The sequence below is a fragment of the Parafrankia elaeagni genome (assembly GCF_000374165.1).
In the GTDB taxonomy this organism is placed as follows: domain Bacteria; phylum Actinomycetota; class Actinomycetes; order Frankiales; family Frankiaceae; genus Parafrankia; species Parafrankia elaeagni.
Genome location: NZ_KB893671.1, coordinates 85,893 through 107,102 on the forward strand (window position 1 = coordinate 85,893; position 21,210 = coordinate 107,102).

The window sequence follows — 21,210 nt, forward strand, 5'->3', positions numbered from 1 at the left end:
CATGTCCGGACAGTCGCTGTTTCCTCTCCTGGAGCCATTGCTCCCACGGGTCCGGAAGCCGGTCCAGTACGTGGGCGGCGAGGGGAACTCGGTCGTCAAACCCTGGGACGGCGCCACGGTCCGCTGGTGCCTGATGTACCCCGACGCGTACGAGGTCGGCCTGCCGAACCAGGGCGTCCAGATCCTGTACGAGATCCTGAACGAGCAGCCGGACGTTCTCGCCGAGCGCGCCTACTCGATCTGGCCGGACCTCGAGGCGCTCATGCGCGAGCACGGCATCCCGCAGTTCACGGTGGACGCCCACCGCGCCGTCGGTGACTTCGACCTGTTCGGCATCAGCTTCTCCACCGAGCTCGGCTACACGAACCTGCTCTCGGCCCTCGACCTCGCCGGCCTCCCCCTGCACGCCGCCGACCGCACCGACGGCCCGCTGGTCATCGCCGGGGGGCACGCAGCCTTCAATCCCGAGCCGATCGCCGACTTCGTCGACGCGGTCGTCCTCGGTGACGGCGAGCAGGCGGTCCTGCGTATCACCGAGATCACCCGCGCGTGGAAGGCAGCCGGCTCGCCCGGCGGGCGCACCGAGCTGCTGCACCGCCTCGCGCGCCTCGGGATCGTCTACGTGCCGGGCTTCTTCGACGTGAGCTACCGGCCGGACGGGCGGATCCAGGCCGTCACCCCGAACCGGGACGACATCCCCGCCCGCCCCGCCAAGCACACGCTGACCGACCTCGACTCGTGGCCGTATCCGAAGGCACCGCTGGTCCCGCTAGCGGAGACCGTGCACGAGCGGATGAGCGTGGAAATCTTCCGCGGCTGCACCCGCGGCTGCCGGTTCTGCCAGGCCGGAATGATCACCCGCCCGGTCCGGGAGCGCAGCATCGAGACGGTCGGCGCGATGGTCGACGCGGGCCTCACCGCCACGGGTTTCTCCGAGGTCGGGCTGCTCTCCCTCTCCAGCGCGGACCACAGCGAGATAGGCGAGATCGCCAAGGAGCTCGCCGACCGCTACGAGGGCACGAACACCTCGCTGAGCCTGCCCTCGACACGGGTCGACGCCTTCAACGTCACCCTGGCCAACGAGTTCTCCCGCAACGGGCGGCGCAGCGGCCTCACCTTCGCCCCCGAGGGCGGCTCCGAGCGCCTGCGCAAGGTCATCAACAAGACGGTCAGCGCCGAGGACCTGGTGCGCACCGTCAGCACCGCCTACGGCAACGGCTGGCGGCAGGTGAAGCTGTACTTCATGTGTGGCCTGCCCACCGAGACGGACGAGGACGTCCTGGAGATCGCCGACCTCGCCCGTGAGGTCATCCGGGCCGGCCGGCGGGCCAGCGGGCATCGCGACATCCGGGCCACCGTGTCCATCGGCGGGTTCGTCCCCAAGGCGCACACGCCGTTCCAGTGGGCCGGACAGGCCTCCCACGAGGTGACCGACCACCGGCTGAAGCTGCTTCGTGACACTGTGCGTGCCGACCGGGAGGTCGGCCGGGCGGTGGGGTTCCGCTACCACGACGGGCGTCCTGGCATCATCGAGGGCCTGCTGGCCCGCGGTGACCGCCGGGTCGGCCGGGTGATCGAGCGGGTGTGGCGCGACGGCGGTCGTTTCGACGGCTGGAGCGAGCACTTCTCGTTCGAGCGCTGGGAGTCGGCCTGCGCGGCGGAGCTGGCCCCGCTCGGCGTCTCACTCAACTGGTTCACCACCCGTGAGCGGGACGAGCGCGAGATCCTGCCCTGGGACCATCTCGACGCCGGGCTGGACCGTGACTGGCTGTGGGCCGACTGGCAGGAGGCGCTGCGCGGGACGGAGCTGGACGACTGCCGTTGGACCCCCTGCTACGACTGCGGTGTCTGCCCGACATTCGGCACCGAGAACCAGATCGGCCCCACAGGCCGCTCGTTGCTCCCCGTGATCTCCGTCGGCGTCGCCCCGGCCCTGGGCGCTCCCTCCGGCCCGGGTCTGCCCGCAGACCCGGGCGTCGCCGCGGGTCCTGACTCCGCCGCCGGACAGGCCGCCGGCGGCGGTGTCGCCCCTGACCCTGACCCGGACCTGGTGTCGGCACGTGCCTCGTCAACCTGAGGGGCCGCCCCCGCCGCCGGTAGTCGCCCGGATGCGCCTGCGGTTCGGCAAGCGGGGACGACTGCGCTTCCTCTCCCATCGGGACATTGCCCGGACCTTCGAACGAGGCCTGCGCCGAGCCCGTCTGCCCGTGGCCCTCTCCGCCGGGTTCAGCCCACACCCGAGGCTGTCCTGGGTCGGCGCGGCGCCCACGGGTGCCGCCAGCGAGGCCGAGTACGTCGAGATCGCCTTCTCCGCCCCGGTGGACCCGGAGCAGGTGCGCCAGGCGCTGGACGCCGCTCTCCCCCCCGGGCTCGACGTCCTCGACTGCGTGCCCGCCAGTGGCCGTTCGCTGCCCGACCGGATCGACGCGTCCCGCTGGCAGCTACGCCTGCCAGGGGTGGTGACAGCGGATCTGGATGCCGCCATCGCGGTCCTGTCGGCCCGGGAATCCCTTGTGGTCGAGCGGGTCACGAAGGACGGCAAGCGTGGTGTTGATGTGCGCGGGGCTGTGGTCTGGGCCGTTTGCCGTGCAGAGAACGACACCTGTGCGATACTGGACGTGGTCGTACGGCACACGACGCCCGCCGTTCGACCCGACGACGTGCTGACCGCCCTTTCCGCGGTCGCCGTCCTCAGTGTGCCGGTGCCGCCCGAGCCAACACGACTCGAACAGGGCCGGCTGCGCGAGGACGGAACGCTGGCGGACCCGCTGGCACCGGACCGCGATGAGGCTGCCCGGCCGGTAGGTCGACTCGAAGCGTGACGAGGGCGTCGCAGGATTGCCGGCGGCGCAACCGCCGGACCGAGACAGTGGCTTCTGAGCGGTCGCGACTGCTGACGCAGCGCGCCCGGGAGCCCGAGAGGCTTCATAACCCGTGCCCGACGAAGACCAGACCCCCGAAGAGCAGCAGACCGCGCCGGAAACCTCGGCCGTGCGGTCCCCCCGTCGTCGCCGTGCCGCCGGAAGGCCGGCCGGGCCGCCCCCCGGGGCTGCCGGGCCGCCCCCCGATCCGGCCGAGCCCGAGACCGGTTCTCAGAGCGGAGCAGGGAAGGCGCCGGGTCCGGCGCCGGTGACGGCATCAGCCGGCACACCGCCCTCCACTGACGCGCCCACGGCTGATGCGCCCACGGCGCCGGGCGCCGATGGTGCCGATCCGGTGACCGACAGCGCGTCGACACCCACCCGGCCGGCGCGGCGCACCGCCGCCCGGTCGCGACGGGTGTCCCGAGCTGTCAGCGCGGCCGGGCCGGAGCCGGCTGCCGCGCCCGCCACACCCGATGCCTCACCAGCCGCCGATGCCGTACCGCCGGCGGACGCGTCACCGATCGGCGAGACCTCGCCCGCGGTGGTGGTGGTGGCGCCGGAGAAGCCGGCCGCCTCCCGGCGCCGGGCCACCCGGTCGGCGGCCAACGCCGCCGCGGCCCCGGCCTCTGCCGCCGACAGCGGCGACGGTGGTGCCGCCGTCGCTCCGGCCGATCCGGTCACGGCGGCGGAGTCCTCCGCCGCGTCCGCGGACACCGCCGCGCCCGCAGACACTACGGAGCAGAACGAGGCGGCCCCCGCTGCCACCCGGCCGCGTCGTACCCGTGCTCGTCGGTCGGCCGCCAAGGCCGAGCCGACCGAGCCGGTGGAGTCGAGCGTGTCGGCCGCTCCCGCCGCTGCGGGCCCGCAGGTGGACGGACCGTCCGCAGATCCCGTGCCGGCCGACCGGGCCGGGAAGAGTCCTGCCGCCGGGACATCCGCCGTGGTCGAAGGTTCCGCCCCGACCGGGGCGCCGGCCCGGCCGGCCGCCGCGGTTGCCGCGGTTGCCGCGGTTGCCGACGAGCCTGTGGTCGCTGCCGAGCCTGTGGTCGCCGACGAGCCCCCGGCGTCCGTGGCGAAGGCCGGCACCGTCAGCGGCGATGCGGCTGTCGCGGCCGGTGAGGTGTCCGTGACCAGTGGCGCGGCGTCCGCCGCCGACGAGCGGAGCGAACGCCCGGCGCGGCGGCGCACCAGGGCGTTCACCCCGACCTGGACGAGCGGCACCGAAGCAGGGGCCGCCGCCCCGGCGACCCGTCCCACGGCCCGCCGCCCGGTCGCCATGATCATGTTCCAGCAGCCGGAACCGGCGGCACCCGACCCGTGGGGGCCTCGTCGCCACGAGCCGGCGCCCGTTCCCGCCGTCGACGAGCCGGTGGCGGATGCTGCCGTCGACGACTCGCAGGACTCGGTGACGGACGAGAACGCGGAGTTCGACGCCAACGCGGAGTTCGACGCCGACGACGCCGGGCAGGAGGCCGCCGACGCCGGTACCTTCGGCGCCGACGCCGATCTGGATGCGGACAGCGACGACACCGGCGCGGGCGGCACTCGCCGTCGGCGGCGCGGCCGTCGCGGCCGCGGTCGGGCCCGGGGCGAGGACGAGACCACCGACCTCACCGATGACGACGGCGAGGCCGAGGAGCCGATCCGGGAGCCCGAGGCCGGCGCGGAGGAGCACGAGGCGGCCGAGGCCCGGCCGACCCGTAGGCGGTCCCGGCGCGTCGAGGTGCGGGAGGTGTTCGACGAGCCGGACGAGGACGACGGCGACGCCGACCTGGAGCCCGGGGCCGAGCACGACCAGGAGTCCGACGAGGACGGCGCCGACCTCGACGACGGCGCGGAGGACTCCGCCGACGACGGCACCGACGATGACCGGGCCGGTGGGTCCCGGCGGCGGCGTCGGCGGCGGCGGCGTTCCGGCACCGGCGAGAGTGTGCCGACGCCCGACGACCCGCCGAACACCGTCGTGCACGTGCGCGAGACCCGCCGGGACGACGACCTCGTCCGCGGGGTGAGTGGCTCGACCCGGCTGGAGGCCAAGCGGCAGCGTCGGCGCGAGGGCCGGGACAGCGGCCGCCGCCGGGCTCCGATCGTCACCGAGGCCGAGTTCCTCGCCCGGCGCGAGTCGGTCGAGCGGCGGATGATCGTCAAGAACAACGGTGACCGGACCCAGATCGCCGTCCTGGAGGACGGCGTCCTGGTCGAGCACTTCGTCACCCGGGCGAGCTCGGCGTCCTACGCGGGCAACGTGTACCTGGGCCGGGTGCAGAACGTGCTGGCGAGCATGGAGGCCGCCTTCGTCGACATCGGGAAGGGTCGCAACGCGGTCCTCTACGCCGGCGAGGTGAACTACGACGCCTCGGGCCTCGACGGGCGCCCCCGCAAGATCGAGCAGGTGCTCAAGTCCGGCCAGTCGGTGCTCGTGCAGGTCTCCAAGGACCCGATCGGGCACAAGGGCGCCCGGCTGACCAGCCAGGTCAGCCTGCCTGGCCGCTACCTGGTGTACGTGCCGGACGGGCAGAACGCCGGCATCAGCCGCAAGCTGCCGGACACCGAGCGGGCCCGACTCAAGAGCATCCTGAAGAAGATCACGCCGGAGAACGGCGGCGTGATCGTGCGCACCGCGGCCGAGGGCGCCAGCGAGGCCGAGCTGGAGCGCGACGTCGAGCGGCTCGTGGCTCAGTGGGAGGACATCCAGCACAAGGCCCAGAAGGCCAACGCCCCCTCCCTGCTGTACGGCGAGCCCGACCTGGTCGTCCGGGTCATCCGGGACATCTTCAACGAGGACTTCACCGAGCTCGTGGTCCAGGGCGCGGGCGAGGCCGCGACCGTCGAGGGATACGTCGACACGGTGGCTCCCGACCTGCGGGACCGGGTTCGCCGCTACGTCGGCACCGGGGACGTCTTCGCCGAGTACCGGGTGGACGAGCAGCTCGCGAAGGCGCTCGACCGCAAGGTCTGGTTGCCGTCGGGCGGCTCGCTGGTGATCGACCGCACCGAGGCGATGACTGTCATCGACGTCAACACCGGCAAGTTCACCGGCAAGGGCGGCAACCTCGAGGAGACAGTCACCAAGAACAACCTGGAGGCGGCGGAGGAGATCGTCCGCCAGCTCCGGCTGCGCGACATCGGCGGCATCATCGTCATCGACTTCATCGACATGGTGCTGGAGAGCAACCGCGAGCTGGTCCTGCGCCGGCTCACCGAATGCCTCGGCCGGGACCGGACCCGGCACCAGGTCGCCGAGGTCACCAGTCTCGGCCTGGTCCAGATGACCCGTAAGCGGGTCGGGCAGGGGCTGCTCGAGGCCTACAGCGAGCCGTGCGCACACTGCAACGGCCGCGGGGTGACGATCCATCTGGACGGGGCGCACGTGAGCGCGCCGCCGCCCCCCGCGCCGCCAGCCCAGCAGGCCGGCCCCACCGGGCGCAGGGCTCGGCAGGCGGCGAAGAGCGCCGGCCCGCCCCTGGTCGCCGCGGCGTCGGTGCCGGAGGCGGCCGTGGATGGCGACGTGCAGGCGGCGTCACCGGACGGGGAGCCCGCCGCCGGTGCCGCCGGCGGTGTCACTCCTGGTGCGGGTGGCGAAGCGGTCGCGGCCATCTCCGGTGTCCGCGGTGTGCGGGGCATCGAGGCGGCCCGGCAGGAGCCGGCACGCCCGGCTGGCAGCCTGAGCGACCCGGTGGCGACCGCCGCCCGGGAACTCGTCGCGGCCGGCCAGTCGGCAGCGCTTCCCGCGTCGAAGCCTCCCGCGTCGGACAGCACGGAGAACGCGGTCTTCGCGAACACCGACGACCCGGACAGTGTCCTGCACGCGGGGACGAACGGGGCGGGCCCGGCCGCCGTCACCGAGAAGCCGGCACGGACTCGCCGTCGGCGGGCATCCCGACCGGTGTCAAAGCCGACCGAGACGCTCCAGCCGTCAGACGTGGCCGGGAGCTGAGGCCCTGACCAGGCGCTCGGGTGCGCAGCCGGTGACCGCCGGTCCTGCGCACCCGAGCGGACGGGCCGCCGCGCCCAGGGGACAGACCGCGGACCCGTCAGGACGACAGGCCGGAAACCTTCCTGCTGACCGACGAGGACGAGGGAGCTGCCGGGGCCGCCCGGACGAACCCGTGGCCGCCGCGCTGGCGCATCAGCTCGTCGAGAGTGGCGCGGGAACGCCGCAGCGCGCCGTCCAGTGCCTGGCGTGCGCGGGGCTCGTCGCCCATCTGCAGCGCGTAGGACGCGACCACCAGCGTCTGCACCAGATCATCCTGTTCGGAGAGCGGATCGGCCATCCGCCCGGAGGCCGGCTGTGATGGCGGGCCCGGCGCGGTTCCCGTCGGCGCGGCGACGACGTCGGCGGCGGTCGCCCTGGTCAGCTCGCGGCCGTGCGCGGCCAGCCAGATCGCCGCGGCGGCGGTCAGGAGCGCCCAGCCGGCCCGTGCCCAGGCAGGGGGACTGATCAGATCGTCGAAGGTCAGCTCGGCGGTGACCAGGGCGACGAGAACGACCAGCACCCCGAGAACCCTGATCGCCGACGGCGCCGGGAGACGTGCCTGACGGCCTGGCGCGGACGCACCATGGCCGACCGCGGCGGATGTGTGGCCCGCGGCGGTCGCGACCAGCGGGCGACAGACGACCATCAGGGCGGCGACGGTGGCCGCACCGGCCGCCCAGGTCACGTACTGCCAGTTCACCGGATCGTCCCCTTACGCGCCGTCTGGTTGGCCACGGCCACCGCTCGGGTGGTGCGGCCCCACCTGCGCCGACATCCCGCCGGGTCGAGGAGGACCCCACATGCTTGCCGGGCGCGTCGCGTCCGACCATGGCCCGTCCGGGTCATAGCCAGGATGACCCTGTCGGTGTCTGCCTATCGCCCGTGTCCCCATCCCGGTGGTTCTATCTGTGTCCTCCGGTCGTCGACTGGTTGAGAACTGTCGGGACTGCTTGGGACCTGCTGGTCATATCCGGTGTGAGAGCCGTGGCGGGAGAGCGGACCGGTTGCTGGCGGCAGGCCTTTTTCACGCTTGCGCAGATGACCTGTAAGGTGGGACGGACACGGGACAGGCGCGCGCTCGATGCCGTAACCAGGCCTCGATGCCGCGAGCAGGCTTCTCCGCAACCAGACTTCTTTCGGAGGCTGCTTGCAGAGGTGCGGCGCGGTGCCATCAGGATGGTTCTCCATCGGATGGCCGGCGCGGGCGTCAACCACGTGGGCAGACGTGAAGGGCCGCCAGCGCGGCCCATGCAAGATCCAACAGCAGGGAGATCTGGTGTACGCGGTCGTTGCCAGCGGCGGCAAGCAGCACAGGGTCGCCGTCGGCGATGTCGTCGACGTCGAGCTCCTCTCCGGAGAGCCGGGCGCGGCCGTGAACCTTCCGGCGGTGCTCCTGGTCGACGGTGAGTCGGTCACGCACGACGCTGACGCACTTGCGTCCGTCGAGGTCACCGCCGAGGTCGTCGGGGTCGTCAAGGGTCCGAAGATCCGGATCCACAAGTTCAAGAACAAGACCGGCTACCACAAGCGCCAGGGGCATCGCCAGAAGTTCACGCGCCTCAAGGTGACCGGGATCGAGACGGGGAAGGCCTGACGACATGGCGCATAAGAAGGGCGCGAGTTCCTCGCGTAACGGGCGTGACTCGAACGCGCAGCGGCTCGGCGTCAAGCGGTTCGGCGGCCAGCTCGTCAAGGCCGGCGAGATCATCGTCCGCCAGCGCGGCACCCACTTCCACCCGGGCGACCTGGTCGGCCGTGGCGGCGACGACACTCTGTTCGCCCTGGCTCCCGGCCACGTCGAGTTCGGCCGCAAGCGGGGTCGCCGCGTCGTGAACATCGTCGCGGTGCAGAACGGGCAGGCCGAGGAGAAGGTCGCGGTCAGCGCCTGACGCTTGCCGTCAGGCGCCAGAGCGGGCCGCTGGTCCGCCTGGTAGTCGGATGTAGTTGGTAGTTCGTTCACTGGGCGCCGCGTGAGCCACCGCCGAACCCCGGCCGGTGGCATGCGCGGCGCTCTCGTGTGTCCCCTGCCGTCGGCCGCGGACCGCGGCGGCGGGCCAGGGAGCTGGGCTGGGCCCGGGCAGGTGCGTGCCAGGTAGGCGCGGCACGACACGAGCAGGATAGAGGTGGCCGACCATGGCGACGTTCGTCGACAGGGTGGTTCTGCACGCCGCTGCAGGCGATGGCGGCCACGGCTGCTGCTCGATCCACCGGGAGAAGTTCAAGCCCCTCGGCGGCCCGGACGGCGGCAACGGCGGGCGCGGCGGCGATGTGCTGCTGCGCGTCGACAACGGGGTCACGACCCTGCTCGACTTCCACTTCCACCCCCATCAGAAGGCCGGCAGCGGCCGGCCTGGCCAGGGCTCCAACCGGCACGGCGCCGACGGCGACGACCTGGTCCTCGCCGTCCCGGACGGGACGGTCGTGATCTCGTCGGACGGCGAGGAGATCGTCGATCTGATCGGTCCGGGCAGTACCTACGTCCTCGCGCACGGCGGCCGTGGCGGTCGCGGCAACGCGTCACTGGCCTCCACCCGCCGCAAGGCGCCCGGCTTCGCCGAGCTCGGCGAGCCGGGGGAGCAGCTGGACGCCGTCCTGGAGCTGAAGAGCGTCGCCGACGTCGCCCTCGTCGGCTTCCCCAGCGCGGGGAAGTCGTCGCTGGTCTCGGTGCTCAGCGCCGCCCGCCCCAAGATCGCCGACTACCCGTTCACGACGCTGGTGCCGAACCTGGGGGTCGTCCGGGCCGGCGATCATCCGCCCTACACGGTGGCGGATGTGCCGGGGCTGATCCCGGGTGCGAGCCAGGGGCGTGGGCTGGGCCTGGAGTTCCTGCGGCACATCGAGCGCTGCTCGCTGATCGTGCACGTGCTGGACTGCGCCACGCTCGAACCGGGCCGTGACCCGCTGACCGACCTCGACGTGATCGAGGCGGAGCTGGCGGCCTACACGACCGACCTGTCCGACCGGCCCCGCCTCGTCGTGCTGAACAAGGTCGACGTTCCGGACGCCGCCGAGCTCGCCGAGCTGGTCACCGCGGACCTGCTGGCCCGCGGGCTGGCCGTCCACGCGGTGAGCACGGCCAGCCACCAGGGGGTGCGCGCCCTCTCGCTCGCCCTCGCCGAGCTGGTCGCGAACCTACGGGCCGCGGCACCGAGCCGGAGCGTCCCGCGGGTGGTCCTGCGCCCGCGGGCGGTCAACGAACCCGACTTCACGGTGCGGCCGGAGGGCGAGGGGTTCGTCGTCGGCGGGCCGAAGCCGCTGCGGTGGGTGCGCCAGACCGACTTCGCCAACGAGGAGGCGATCGGCTACCTGGCAGACCGGCTCGCCCGGCTCGGGGTGGAGAAGGAGCTGGCACGCCAGGGAGCCGTCCCCGGGGTGGAGGTCACCATCGGCGACGTGACCTTCGACTGGGAGCCGACCCTGTCAGGCCGTGACGCCCTGATCCTCGAAGCCGCCCACGGCAGCGGGAACGGGAACGGTTTGGACGGCAACGGAGCCGACGGGGACGGCTACGGCGTGGTCCGTCCGGTGCCTCTGCCGACGGTCGCGACCGTCGGCGGGTCCGGTGGGGTGCCGGGAGCCGGTCGGTCCGGTGTTCGGGCCGGGGCCGTGGCGGACGTCCCGATGGGCCCGCGGGGCACCGACCAGCGGTTCCGGACGTCCAGGCGACCGACCAGGGCGGAACGGGCGGCACGCCGCGACGGTGTGGGCGGCTTCGACGAGTTCGGCGGTCACGACGAGCCCGCTGCTGGCGGCGACGCCACCGGTGGCAGCCCGGGTGAGCGTGGGTAGCTCGTGGCACGGTCCTTCGTCACCGAGGCGACCCGCGTCGTCGTCAAGGTCGGTTCCTCCTCGCTGACCAGCGCCGCCGGCGGGCTGGACACCGCGCGGGTCGAGGCCCTCGTCGCCGCGGTGGTGAGCCGGGCGGGTGGGCTGGTGCTGGTGTCGTCCGGGGCGATCGCCGCCGGGCTCGCCCCGCTCGGCCTGGCCCGGCGGCCCCGCGACCTGGCCACTCTGCAGGCCGCGGCCAGCGTCGGGCAGAGCGAGCTCGTCCACCGCTACGCCGAGGCGTTCGGCCGGGCCGGGCACCGCGTCGGCCAGGTCCTGCTGACCGAGACCGATGTGGTCCGCCGGACCCACTACCGCAACGCACGCACGACGTTGGAGCGGCTGCTGGTCCTGGGCGTGGTGCCGGTCGTGAACGAGAACGACGCGGTCGCCACCCAGGAGATCCGGTTCGGTGACAACGACCGGCTCGCCGCGATCGTGGCTCATCTGGTGTCCGCGGACCTGCTCGTGCTGCTCTCGGACGTCGACGGTGTCTACGAGTCGAACCCGCGTCTCGGCCCGGCCCGGATGCTGCGGGACGTCCGGTCGGACGCCGACCTCGACGGGCTCACCGCCCGCGGCACCGGTGCGGCCGGTGTCGGCGTCGGCGGCATGGCGACGAAGATCGACGCGGCGCGGATCGCGGCGGCGGGTGGCGTCCCCACCGTCGTGACCTCGGCGTCGCTCGCGGCGGCAGCGCTGGCCGGTGACGAGGTCGGGACGGTGTTCCACCCGACCGGTCCGCGGCGGGCGTCCCGCCTGCTGTGGCTCGCCTACGCGACCGCCCCCGAGGGGCGGCTGTACCTGGACGACGGCGCGGTCACCGCTGTCGTCGACCGCCGTGCCTCCCTGTTGCCCGCCGGCGTGACCCGGATAGAGGGGGAGTTCTCCGCTGGCGACCCGGTCGACCTGGTCGACCCACGAGGCCGTCCGGTGGCCCGTGGCCTGGTCGAGTTCGACTCGGCCGAGCTTCCGGGCATGCTCGGCCGGTCGACGATGGACCTGGCGGCCGAGCGCGGCCCGTTCTACGAGCGTGAGATCGTCCATCGGGACGACCTCGTCCTGCTGCTCACCCGCCGCTGAACGGGGCGAGTTGCTCCGGTCGCGGGCCCGCGGGTACCGGACGCCGGTAGCCTCGAGAAGGTCGTGCGCGGCGCGACCGCGCCGGCGACGCCGGCCCGGGGCCCGCGCCGGAGGTCGCGGACAGTCGGAGGGATTGCGGTCATGAACACGTCGGCGGAGGACGTCCGAGCCAGCGCGGTGCGAGCCCGGCGGGCCGCCGGTGTGCTCGCGCCGCTGCCGCGGGCGGCGAAGGACACCGCCCTGCTCGGCATGGCCACGGCGCTCCTCGACCGGGCGGCCGACATCCTCGCCGCGAACGCGGTCGACACCGCCGCGGCCCGGACGGGCGGAATGTCCGACGCACTGGTCGACCGGCTGACGCTGACCCCGGTCCGGATCGAGGCGATGGCCGGTGGGCTGCGCCAGGTGGCGGCGCTCGAGGACCCGGTCGGCGAGGTCGTCCGCGGCCGGGTTCTGGCCAACGGGCTGGAGCTGCGCCAGGTGCGGGTGCCGCTGGGCGTCGTCGGGATCATCTACGAGGCGCGGCCCAATGTCACGGTGGACGCGGCGGGTCTGTGCCTGAAGAGCGGGAACGCGGTGCTGCTGCGTGGCAGCGCCTCCGCGCTGCACTCCAACCGGGTGCTGGTCGACGTGCTGCGGGAGGCCGCCGAGGCGGCCGGGCTGCCGGCGGATGCCGTGCAGCTGGTGCCGGGGGCCGACCACGAGTCGGTGAAGCACCTCATGCGGCTGCGCGGGCTGGTCGACGTGCTCATCCCGCGCGGCGGCGCCGGCCTGATCCGCACGGTCGTCGAGGAGTCGACGGTGCCGGTGATCGAGACCGGGGTGGGCAACTGCCATGTGTACGTGGACGCCGACGCCGACCTGGACATCGCGCTGGCCGTCACGGTGAACGCGAAGACCCAGAAGGTCTCGGTCTGCAACTCCGCGGAGACGCTGCTCGTCCACGCGGGTGTCGCTGAGGAGTTCCTGCCCCGGGTGCTCGCAGCGCTGCGGGACGCGGGCGTGACCATCCACGGCGACGAGACCGTGCGGGCCGTCGACCCGTCGGCGGTGCCGGTCACCGACGAGGACTGGGCCACCGAGTACCTGTCGCTGGACATGGCGGTCGGGGTCGTCAGCTCCCTGGATGAGGCGGTCGAGCACATCCGGCGCTGGAGCAGCGGCCACACCGAGGCGATCATCACCCGTTCGCTGGCGGCGAGCCGCCGGTTCACCGCGTCCTGCGACAGCGCCGCGGTGATGGTGAACGCCTCGACGCGGTTCACCGACGGCGAGCGTTTCGGGATGGGCGCCGAGATCGGGATTTCCACCCAGAAGCTGCACGCCCGTGGGCCGATGGGGCTTGCCGAGCTGACGTCGACGACCTGGCTCGGTATCGGGGACGGTCATCTGGTGTAGAACCGAGCCTGGTACCTCGCGGATTGCGCGACGGCCGGTGACCTGGCTGTTTCCGCTGGTGACAATGCTGGTGGCGCTGGCGCAAAAGTGGCCCGTGGGTGCGGTGCGGAGCATTCCGCAAGGCCCTCGTTCCTCGTCAATCCGTCATGTGCTGCCAACCACTGGCACTATGGACGGTGGGGTACTACCAGGCACCGGATCGGAAGGTGGCCATGTCGTCGCAGGGATACGCGTTCGCTGATGTCGCGGATGTGCGGGAGCGGCTCCGGGAGACGGGTTATCTCGCCGACGAGGCGATCGCCACCACGGTCTTCCTCGCGGACCGGCTCGGTAAGCCGCTGCTGGTCGAGGGGCCGGCCGGTGTCGGCAAGACCGAACTCGCCAAGGCGCTGACCAGCGCGGTCGGGGCCGAGCTGATCCGGCTGCAGTGCTACGAGGGCCTGGACGAGGCCCGCGCCCTCTACGAGTGGAACTACAAGAAGCAGCTGCTGCGGATCCAGGCCGCCGGCGCGGCTCCCGAGGCAGCCCCCGGTCCCGAGGGCGTGGCCGGTGGCGCGCCGGCGGGCGCGGGCACCTGGCAGCAGACCCACGACGACATCTTCAGCGAGGAGTTCCTCCTCTCCCGGCCGCTGCTCACCGCGATCCGGCGTGACGAGCCGACCGTCCTGCTCATCGACGAGACCGACAAGGCCGACGTCGAGGTCGAGGGCCTGCTCCTGGAGGTGCTGTCGGACTTCCAGGTGACGATTCCCGAGCTGGGCACGGTGAAGGCGACCCGCCGCCCGTTCGTCATCCTCACCTCGAACGCCACCCGGGAGCTGTCGGAGGCTCTCAAGCGCCGCTGCCTCTATCTCAATCTCGACTACCCCTCCGCGGCCCGGGAGAAGGAGATCGTCCTGTCCCGGGTGCCGGAGCTCCCCGAGAAGATGGCGGAGTCGCTGGTACGGATCGTCCGGGCACTGCGGGCGATGGAGCTGAAGAAGGCGCCGTCGATCGCCGAGACCATCGACTGGGGCCAGACGGTCCTCGCACTGGGCTTCGACACGATGGACGACGCGGCCGTCACCTCGACTCTCGGCGTGGTCCTCAAGCACGCCAGTGACCAGGCACGCGCGATCAGCCAGCTCAAGCTCGGCGCCAACTGACGGCGGACGGCAGGCCCCGCCGGGCCCAGAACCGGAGGTCCCGATGAACCTGCTTGACCGCACTGTGGCGTTCACGGCCGCGCTGCGCCGGGCGAACGTCCCGGTGAGCAGCGCCGAGACGGTGGACGCCGTCCGCGCGGTCGGCGCCGTCGGGTGGGCCGACCGGAACGCTGTCCGGTCCGCCTTCGCCGCCACCATGTGCAAGCGGCCGTTGTACCGGAACGCGTTCGACTCGCTGTTCGACCTCTACTTCCCGCCGCGGATCGGTGACGGCGTCGCGCTGGCGGACGCGGACGGTCCCGCCGGGCCGGCGCTCGCGTCCGACGGGCAGGCCGGGGACGCACCCGAGCTGACGCCGCAGGAGCTGGAGGAGCTGCGCCGGGCGATGCGGGACATGCTCCGCGACGCCCTGCTCGACGGTGACGACGACAGGCTCCGTGACCTGGCCCGCCGGTCGGTCAGCGCCTTCGGCGCCGCCCAGAACGGCCCGGGGCAGCGCAGTTACTTCATCTACCGGGTGCTGCGCGCGATGTCCCCGGAGACGCTCATCGCCGACCTGCTCGCGGCCATGCTCGGCGAGGACGAGCGCGGTGGCCTCGGCGAGCGGATCGCCCGCCAGACGATCGCCGACCGGATCAAGGCCTTCGAGGACATGGTGTCCTCCGAGGTGCGCCGCCGGATGGCGGAGGAGCGCGGGATCGAGGCCGTCGAGAAGTCCGCGGTGAAGCCGCTCGCGGACCAGGTCGACTTCCTCCGCGCCTCCCAGCGTGATCTCGTCGAGCTGCGTCGCCAGGTCTACCCGCTCGCCCGCCGGCTGGCGACCAGGCTGACCGCGCGGCGCCGGCTCGGCCGGTCCGGGCGGCTCGATTTCCGCCGCACGGTGCGGGCCTCGCTGGCCACCGGCGGCGTCCCGATGGAGACGAAGCACCGGCCGCACAAGCCGCACAAGCCCGAACTCGTCGTGCTGTGCGACGTGTCCGGATCGGTGTCCTCCTTCGCCCACTTCACCCTCATGCTCACCCATGCGCTGCGCGAACAGTTCTCCAAGGTCCGTGCCTTCGCCTTCATCGACACGACCGACGAGGTCACCCGCTTCCTGCGCGGCCTCGACCTGGGCGACATGATGGCCCGCATCGCCACCGAGGCCGACCTGGTCTGGTTCGACGGCCACAGCGACTATGGCCACGCCATCGACGTCTTCGCCGAGAAGTACCCCGACGCCGTCGGCCCGCGGACGTCCCTGCTCATCCTCGGCGACGCCCGGAACAACTACCGGGCGACCTCGGCCGCGGTGTTCCGCCGGCTGTGCGCGCAGGCCCGGCACTCCTACTGGCTGAACCCGGAACCACGCAGCTACTGGGGCTCCGGCGACTCGGCCACCGGTGCCTACGCCGACTTCGTCGACGAGATGGTCGAGTGCCGCAACGTCGAGCAGCTCCAGCACTTCATCGAGCGGCTGCTGCCCACCTGAGAAATCCGCTCTGTTCCGCAGTGAACCGTTTGCCCGGTGGCTGCGTCCAACCCCTCGACGGCTGACGCGCGGTGCGTCCGCCGTGTCATCCACCAGTGGCCCGGCGGGACGTCCGCGGGGTTCACCAGGGTGGTCGGACGACAGGGGTGCCGCATGGCGACCAGTACGACGACCCCCGGGGCGACCCGGGATACCGGGGAACCGACCTCCCCCGGGAGGACCACGCCGGATCACCCGGACGCCGCCCCCCCGCGCGCCGGCGCCGAGGCCGCCCGGGACCGGCCCGCCGGTGACGAGGACCGGGCCGGCGGTGACGAGGACCGGGCCGGCGGGTCGATCGAAACGGGCGGGGCGGGAGAGGCGGATCCGGTGTCGCCGCCGGCGGTGCGCCGCCGGCGGCGGATCATCGTCGGTGCCCTCATCCTGACCGGGGTGTTGCTCGGCGGGGTGGCTCTCGGCGCCGTCGCCGACGAGCTGGACGACGGGTCGATCGGTACATCGTCCTTCGGGGCGGCCGAGTCCGCTCCGATCGAGGTCCAGGCGGACTCGGCCGGCCCATCCGGCACGGGCCCGTCCCAGGGGAGAGGCCTGCGGGAGACGGATTCCGACCTGTCGTCCGGCGTGGGAGCGGCGGCGCCCAGCCCGGGTGTGGCCCGTGACGCCCCCGCGCGGAGCTCGACCGTTCCGGGGCAGCCGGGAGGCACCGGCGGTGAGCCGGCCCGGCCGGCGGGCGCCGAGCCACGCATCGTCCGCAACGGCACGACTACCCTGCTCGTGCCGGTCGGGCAGGTGGACCGAACCGTCCAGGGGCTTTCGGCGACGGTCACCGGGCTCGACGGCTACGTCGAGTCGAGCGAGGTCAGCGGCACCTCGTCCACGACCGATGACGACTACCAGTACGCCACCGTTGCCCTCCGCGTGCCGACCGCCTCGTTCGAGCGGCTCCGTTCCGGGCTGGGTGAGCTGGGTGAGATCTCGTCCGCCACGACATCCTCGCGGGATGTCACGGGTGAGTACGTCGACCTCGAGGCCCGCAAGCGTGCGCTGGAGGCGTCCCGCGCCGCCTACCTGGGGCTGCTCGCCAAGGCGACGACGGTGGGGGAGACCCTCTCCGTCCAGCAGGCGATCGACGGGGTGCAGATCCAGATCGAGCAGATCGAGGGCCAGCGGATGGTGCTCGCCGACGCCAGCGATCTGGCGACGCTCAGCGTGCGGATCACGGAGGCCGACGCCGGCTCCAGCCCCGCTCCCGACGACGACGAGTCGTCCGGGCTGGGCGATGCCGCCAGCCGCTCCTGGGACCGGTTCGTCCGCGGTATCGAAGTGATCATCGCGTTGATCGGTCCGCTGGTGCTCGTCGGCCTGCTCGCCGGTGTCGCCTACGCGGCGGTCCGCCTGACCCGCCGGCTACGCCGCCCCGCGGCGCCGGCCGTCGACCCGGGGGAGACCGGATCGGGGGCTCCGTCGGCTCCGTCGGGCGGTCCGGAGCCGACGGTCCGACCCAGTGACCCCGCCGCGTGAGCCCGGCTACCCGCGGGCCAGCGCGGCGTCGACGATCGTCTGGGCCTCGCCGAGCACCTCGGTGAGATGGCCGGCGCCGAGGAAGCTTTCGGCGTAGATCTTGTAGACGTCCTCGGTGCCGGACGGGCGGGCGGCGAACCAGGCGTCCGCCGTCGCCACCTTGACGCCCCCGATCGGTGCGCCGTTGCCCGGCGCGGTCGTCATCGCCGCCGTGACCGGGCTTCCGGCGAGCGCGGTGGCGCCGAGCGCCGCCGGGGTCAGCGCGGCGAGAACCTTCTTCTGCGCCGGTGTCGCCGCGGCGTCCACCCGGCGGTAGGCGGGGGAGCCGTGGCGTTCGGTCAGCGCCGCGTAGAGCTGACCGGGATCGCGCCCGGTGGTCGCCGTCATCTCGGCGGCGAGCAGGCAGGCGATGATGCCGTCCTTGTCGGTGGTCCAGACACCGCCGTCACGGCGCAGGAACGAGGCGCCCGCGCTCTCCTCGCCGCCGAAGCCGAGGGAGCCGTCGAGCAGCCCGTCGACGAACCACTTGAAACCGACGGGCACCTCGTGCAGCCGGCGCCCGCCGCCGGCGGCGACGCGGTCGATCATCGCCGAACTGACCAGCGTCTTGCCGATGGCGGCGCCTGCGGGCCAGCCCGGGCGGTGCGTGAACAGATAGGAGATCGCGGCGGCGAGGAAGTGGTTCGGGTTGAGCAGCCCGGCGCCCGGGGTGACGACGCCGTGCCGGTCGGCGTCGGCGTCGTTCGCCAGCGCGACGTCGAACGAGGCCGCCAGCCGCAGCAGCGATGCCATCGCGTACGGCGAGGACGGGTCCATCCGGATCCGGCCGTCCCAGTCCAGGGTCATGAACCCGAACGCCGGGTCGACCACGGGGTTGACCACCTCGATGTCGAGCTTGTGCCGCTCGGCGATCTCCTGCCAGTAGCGGACGCTCGCGCCGCCGAGTGGGTCGACGCCGATCCGGACGCCTGCCGCGCGGATCGCGTCGAGATCGACGACGTTCGGCAGGTCCGCCACGTAGGCGCCGACGAAGTCGTGCACGGTCGCCGCCGTCAGTGCCTGGTGGTAGGAGACGCGGGAGACGCCGGCGAGGCCCGCCCGGAGCAGGTCGTTCGCCCGGTTCTGGATCGCCGTCGTGGCGGCGGTGTCCGCCGGGCCGCCATGCGGTGGGTTGTACTTGAAGCCACCGTCGGCCGGCGGGTTGTGCGACGGCGTCACGACGATCCCGTCGGCGGCCCCGCCGGCCACCGCCGCCGGGGCCGCCGACGGGATCGCGCCCGCCCCCGTGCCGCGGCCGTTGTGGCCGAGGATGGCGTGCGAGATCACCGGGGTGGGCGTCGCCTCACCGGCGGGAGCGACCCGGACGTCCACCCCGTTCGCGACCAGCACCTCGAGCGCGCTCGCCAGGGCGGGCGCCGACAGGGCGTGGGTGTCCATCCCGATGAACAGGGGGCCGGTCGTGCCGGCGGCCGCCCGGTACTCGCAGATCGCCTGGGTGGTGGCCAGGATGTGGTCCTCGTTGAAGGAGGCGCGCAGCGCGCTGCCGCGGTGGCCGGACGTCCCGAACGCGACCAGCTGCGCCGGGTCGGCCGGGTCGGGATGAACGTCCTGGTAGGCGTCGAGCAGCGCGCCCACATCCACGAGCTCGTCGGGAGTGGCGGGCTGCCCTGCGCGCGGGCTGGTCGGCATGGGCTGATCCCCCTGGATGTCGTCCCACGGCGTGTCCCGGGATGCCGTCCGTGGTGTCGTCCGTGGTGTCGTCCGGCTCCCGGCCAGCCTAGTGTCGCCCGGCGACAGTCCGGCCGGGTCGTCCCCGCTCCCGTCACGGCACCGCCCGCGTGACGAAGGACATCCCGCGGGCGGTGCCGTGACGGGGGCGCGAGGCCTTTGCGGGGGGTTAGGGTCCCCACGTGCGACTGGGCGTGATGGGTGGGACGTTCGATCCCGTCCACAACGGGCACCTGGTCGCGGCCAGCGAGGTCGCGGCGCTGTTCGAGCTGGACGAGGTCGTCTTCGTGCCCAGCGGGCGACCGTGGCAGAAGGCCGACCGCGAGGTCTCCGCCGCCGAGGACCGCTATCTGATGACCTTCCTCGCCACGGCCGAGAACCCCCGGTTCACCGTCAGCCGCATCGACATCGAACGCAGCGGCCCGACCTACACCATCGACACGCTGCGGCACCTGCGCCGGCTGCGGCCCGCCGACGAGCTGTTCTTCATCACCGGCGCCGACGCGCTCGCGCAGATCTTCACCTGGCGGGACCACACCGAGCTCTTCGGTCTGGCCCACTTCATCGGCGTGACCCGTCCGGGCTATCACCTGCGCCGCCACGCCAGCCTGCCCGACGAGGCGGTCAGCCTGCTCGAGGTGCCCGCCTTGGCGATCTCCTCGTCCGACATCCGCCTGCGGGTCGCCAGGGCCGCGCCCATCTGGTACCTGACCCCGGACGGCGTCGTCCGCTACATCGTGAAACGGGGGCTGTACGACCCGCTCCCGCCCGTCCCGCGGGAGCCGGGCGGGCCCGGATAGCCCGGGCGGCGCTGCCCCGGCGGGTCCGGCGCGGGAGAACATTCGACCCGATGCCGGAGAACATGGTCGCCGATCCGCGCGTCGGTGTGTCACGCTGGATGTGGCCGCCCGATCCGCGGGTGGCCGGCGCGTCCTGCGGGATGCCCCGAGCGTGTGGTGCCGGCACCGACAGCGGCACCGGCACGCGGCGGGGCAGCCGCCGGGCGCGTGGCCCCGAACCTTCTGGAGACCCACGAGCGTGACCGCTTCGCCGCGAGCCACCGAGCTCGCCCTCGCCGCCGCCCAGGCCGCCGCAGACAAGATCGGCCAGGACATCCTCGTCCTCGACGTCAGCGAGCGGCTCACGATCACCGACTGCTTCGTCATCGCGTCGGCCGAGAACGAGCGCCAGGTGAAGGGCATCGTCGACGAGGTCGAGGAGAAACTGCGGGTCCTGGGCGCGAAGCCCCTGCGCCGCGAGGGCGAACGCGACGGCCGCTGGGTCCTCCTCGACTTCGCCGACATCGTCGTGCACGTGCAGCGCGCCGAGGAGCGCACCTACTACAGCCTCGAGCGGCTCTGGAAGGACTGCCCGGTCATCCCCTTCACCGACGCCGACGCGGCTGTGGGTGTCGGTGCGGCAGAAACCCGGTGAGGCTGCTCCTCTGGCGCCACGGCCAGACGTCCTGGAACGAGGCCGGCCGCTTCCAGGGGCAGGCGGACGTGCCCCTGGACGAGACCGGCGCCCGGCAGGCCGACGCGGTCGGGCCGGTGATCAGGGCGCTGCGCCCCGAGCTCGTGGTCTCCTCGGATCTGCTGCGCTGTCAGCAGACCGCCGCCCGGATCGGGCTGCCCGTACGGACCGACCCCCGCCTACGTGAGATCGACCTCGGTGCGTGGTCCGGCCTGACCGGGGCCGAGGCGGCGGTGCGGTTCCCCGCCGAGGACGCTGCCTGGCGCCGCGGTGAGGACATCCGCCGCGGCGGCGGTGAGACCTACGAGGAGGTCGCGGAACGGGCGTACGCGCTCCTGGGGGAGATCCTGGGCGAGGGCAGACCGGCCGATCCCGCCGGCCTGATCGTCTTCGTGCTGCACGGCGGCACCGCGCGGGCGCTCATCGGGCGGGTGCTCGGCGTCTCCCCGGAGAACTGGTGGGTGTTCGGACCGCTGCGCAACTGCCGGTGGTCCGTGCTCCGGCGGGAGCACGGCGGCTTCCGGCTCGCGGAGCACAACAGCGGCCCCCTCGCCACGGCCGTCCCGGCGCCTGATAAGGTCGACAACGTCGGGCCGGGGCACAGCGTCGGAACAGGGCGCCCACTCTCGAACCCGCTGTCGGAGAACCTGTTGCCGACGCAGGACGGGCCGACAACAGCTGACACGGAACCTGTACACTTGCAGACGCGGCCGACAAGCGGCTGAA

General features: G+C 73.0%; 17 protein-coding genes. 14 read left to right on the top strand and 3 right to left on the bottom strand.

Translation table 11 applies throughout. The features are described from left to right. Window position 1: 1 nt before the first annotated feature. Both B207_RS32160 and B207_RS0102135 read left to right on the top strand, forming a co-directional pair. On the top strand, window positions 2-2,077 hold the full coding sequence (locus B207_RS32160) for a TIGR03960 family B12-binding radical SAM protein (protein ID WP_051102339.1): 2,076 nt from the start codon (window positions 2-4) through the stop codon (window positions 2,075-2,077). 31 nt (window positions 2,078-2,108) lie between these two features. Then, entirely contained in the window at window positions 2,109-2,822 is a 714-nt protein-coding gene (locus tag B207_RS0102135) for a TIGR03936 family radical SAM-associated protein (RefSeq protein WP_018634860.1), read from the top strand. A 270-nt stretch (window positions 2,823-3,092) separates the two neighbouring features. On the opposite strand, the gene B207_RS41015 is transcribed toward B207_RS0102135, so the two are convergent. Continuing rightward, window positions 3,093-3,545: a hypothetical protein gene (locus B207_RS41015; protein ID WP_230204791.1), complete on the bottom strand. Its 453-nt coding sequence runs from the start codon at window positions 3,543-3,545 to the stop codon at window positions 3,093-3,095. A 259-nt stretch (window positions 3,546-3,804) separates the two neighbouring features. On the opposite strand from B207_RS41015, the gene B207_RS0102140 reads away from it, so the two are divergent. Continuing rightward, a complete protein-coding gene (locus B207_RS0102140; RefSeq protein WP_230204792.1) occupies window positions 3,805-6,801 on the top strand; it encodes an Rne/Rng family ribonuclease in 2,997 nt (998 codons plus the stop codon). Between the two features lie 97 nt (window positions 6,802-6,898). Here B207_RS0102140 and B207_RS0102145 read toward each other — a convergent pair whose 3' ends face one another. Continuing rightward, window positions 6,899-7,540, bottom strand: a complete 642-nt coding sequence (locus B207_RS0102145; RefSeq protein WP_018634863.1) for a hypothetical protein — start codon at window positions 7,538-7,540, stop codon at window positions 6,899-6,901. Window positions 7,541-8,116: 576 nt separating this feature from the next. Here B207_RS0102145 and rplU point away from each other — a divergent pair. From rplU to B207_RS32165, 8 genes are all read left to right on the top strand, one after another. Further along, a complete protein-coding gene (gene rplU, locus B207_RS0102150) occupies window positions 8,117-8,434 on the top strand; it encodes a 50S ribosomal protein L21 (RefSeq protein ID WP_018634864.1) in 318 nt (105 codons plus the stop codon). Window positions 8,435-8,438: 4 nt separating this feature from the next. Continuing rightward, window positions 8,439-8,729 carry a 50S ribosomal protein L27 gene (rpmA, locus tag B207_RS0102155; protein ID WP_018634865.1) on the top strand — a complete coding sequence of 97 codons (291 nt, stop codon included), beginning with the start codon at window positions 8,439-8,441 and terminating at the stop codon, window positions 8,727-8,729. A 244-nt stretch (window positions 8,730-8,973) separates the two neighbouring features. Next, window positions 8,974-10,629, top strand: a complete 1,656-nt coding sequence (gene obgE / locus B207_RS0102160) for a GTPase ObgE (RefSeq protein ID WP_018634866.1) — start codon at window positions 8,974-8,976, stop codon at window positions 10,627-10,629. Between the two features lie 3 nt (window positions 10,630-10,632). Then, window positions 10,633-11,748 (top strand): glutamate 5-kinase, encoded by a 1,116-nt coding sequence (proB, locus tag B207_RS0102165; protein WP_018634867.1) that lies wholly within the window; start codon window positions 10,633-10,635, stop codon window positions 11,746-11,748. Between the two features lie 141 nt (window positions 11,749-11,889). Next, complete coding sequence (locus tag B207_RS0102170) at window positions 11,890-13,146, top strand: glutamate-5-semialdehyde dehydrogenase (protein WP_018634868.1); 1,257 nt, start codon at window positions 11,890-11,892, stop codon at window positions 13,144-13,146. Window positions 13,147-13,358: 212 nt separating this feature from the next. Further along, complete coding sequence (locus B207_RS0102175; RefSeq protein WP_026310576.1) at window positions 13,359-14,291, top strand: AAA family ATPase; 933 nt, start codon at window positions 13,359-13,361, stop codon at window positions 14,289-14,291. Window positions 14,292-14,334: 43 nt separating this feature from the next. Continuing rightward, window positions 14,335-15,762: a vWA domain-containing protein gene (locus B207_RS0102180; protein WP_018634870.1), complete on the top strand. Its 1,428-nt coding sequence runs from the start codon at window positions 14,335-14,337 to the stop codon at window positions 15,760-15,762. 153 nt (window positions 15,763-15,915) lie between these two features. Then, window positions 15,916-17,283 (top strand): DUF4349 domain-containing protein, encoded by a 1,368-nt coding sequence (locus tag B207_RS32165; RefSeq protein WP_018634871.1) that lies wholly within the window; start codon window positions 15,916-15,918, stop codon window positions 17,281-17,283. A 6-nt stretch (window positions 17,284-17,289) separates the two neighbouring features. Here the strand turns inward: B207_RS32165 and pgm are convergent, their stop codons facing one another. Beyond that, window positions 17,290-18,972, bottom strand: coding sequence for a phosphoglucomutase (alpha-D-glucose-1,6-bisphosphate-dependent) (pgm, locus tag B207_RS0102190; RefSeq protein ID WP_018634872.1), 1,683 nt, complete (start codon window positions 18,970-18,972; stop codon window positions 17,290-17,292). A 236-nt stretch (window positions 18,973-19,208) separates the two neighbouring features. On the opposite strand from pgm, the gene nadD reads away from it, so the two are divergent. From nadD to B207_RS0102205, 3 genes are all read left to right on the top strand, one after another. Continuing rightward, window positions 19,209-19,811, top strand: a complete 603-nt coding sequence (gene nadD, locus B207_RS32170) for a nicotinate-nucleotide adenylyltransferase (protein WP_018634873.1) — start codon at window positions 19,209-19,211, stop codon at window positions 19,809-19,811. 238 nt (window positions 19,812-20,049) lie between these two features. Further along, the gene (gene rsfS, locus B207_RS32175; protein ID WP_018634874.1) at window positions 20,050-20,445 is read left to right on the top strand and encodes a ribosome silencing factor; all 396 of its coding nucleotides are present in this window, start codon (window positions 20,050-20,052) and stop codon (window positions 20,443-20,445) included. Continuing rightward, window positions 20,442-21,209: a histidine phosphatase family protein gene (locus B207_RS0102205; protein WP_018634875.1), complete on the top strand. Its 768-nt coding sequence runs from the start codon at window positions 20,442-20,444 to the stop codon at window positions 21,207-21,209. The genes rsfS and B207_RS0102205 overlap by 4 nt, the downstream gene beginning before the upstream one ends. Window position 21,210: the final 1 nt, after the last annotated feature.

Coding starts and splice junctions, on each gene's coding strand:
- B207_RS32160 (WP_051102339.1), top strand. CDS start 2: ATGTCCGGACAGTCGCTGTTTCCTCTCCTGGAGCCATTGCTCCCACGG.
- B207_RS0102135 (WP_018634860.1), top strand. CDS start 2,109: ATGCGCCTGCGGTTCGGCAAGCGGGGACGACTGCGCTTCCTCTCCCAT.
- rpmA (WP_018634865.1), top strand. CDS start 8,439: ATGGCGCATAAGAAGGGCGCGAGTTCCTCGCGTAACGGGCGTGACTCG.
- obgE (WP_018634866.1), top strand. CDS start 8,974: ATGGCGACGTTCGTCGACAGGGTGGTTCTGCACGCCGCTGCAGGCGAT.
- B207_RS0102170 (WP_018634868.1), top strand. CDS start 11,890: ATGAACACGTCGGCGGAGGACGTCCGAGCCAGCGCGGTGCGAGCCCGG.
- B207_RS0102175 (WP_026310576.1), top strand. CDS start 13,359: ATGTCGTCGCAGGGATACGCGTTCGCTGATGTCGCGGATGTGCGGGAG.
- B207_RS0102180 (WP_018634870.1), top strand. CDS start 14,335: ATGAACCTGCTTGACCGCACTGTGGCGTTCACGGCCGCGCTGCGCCGG.
- B207_RS32165 (WP_018634871.1), top strand. CDS start 15,916: ATGGCGACCAGTACGACGACCCCCGGGGCGACCCGGGATACCGGGGAA.
- pgm (WP_018634872.1), bottom strand. CDS start 18,972: ATGCCGACCAGCCCGCGCGCAGGGCAGCCCGCCACTCCCGACGAGCTC.
- nadD (WP_018634873.1), top strand. CDS start 19,209: ATGGGTGGGACGTTCGATCCCGTCCACAACGGGCACCTGGTCGCGGCC.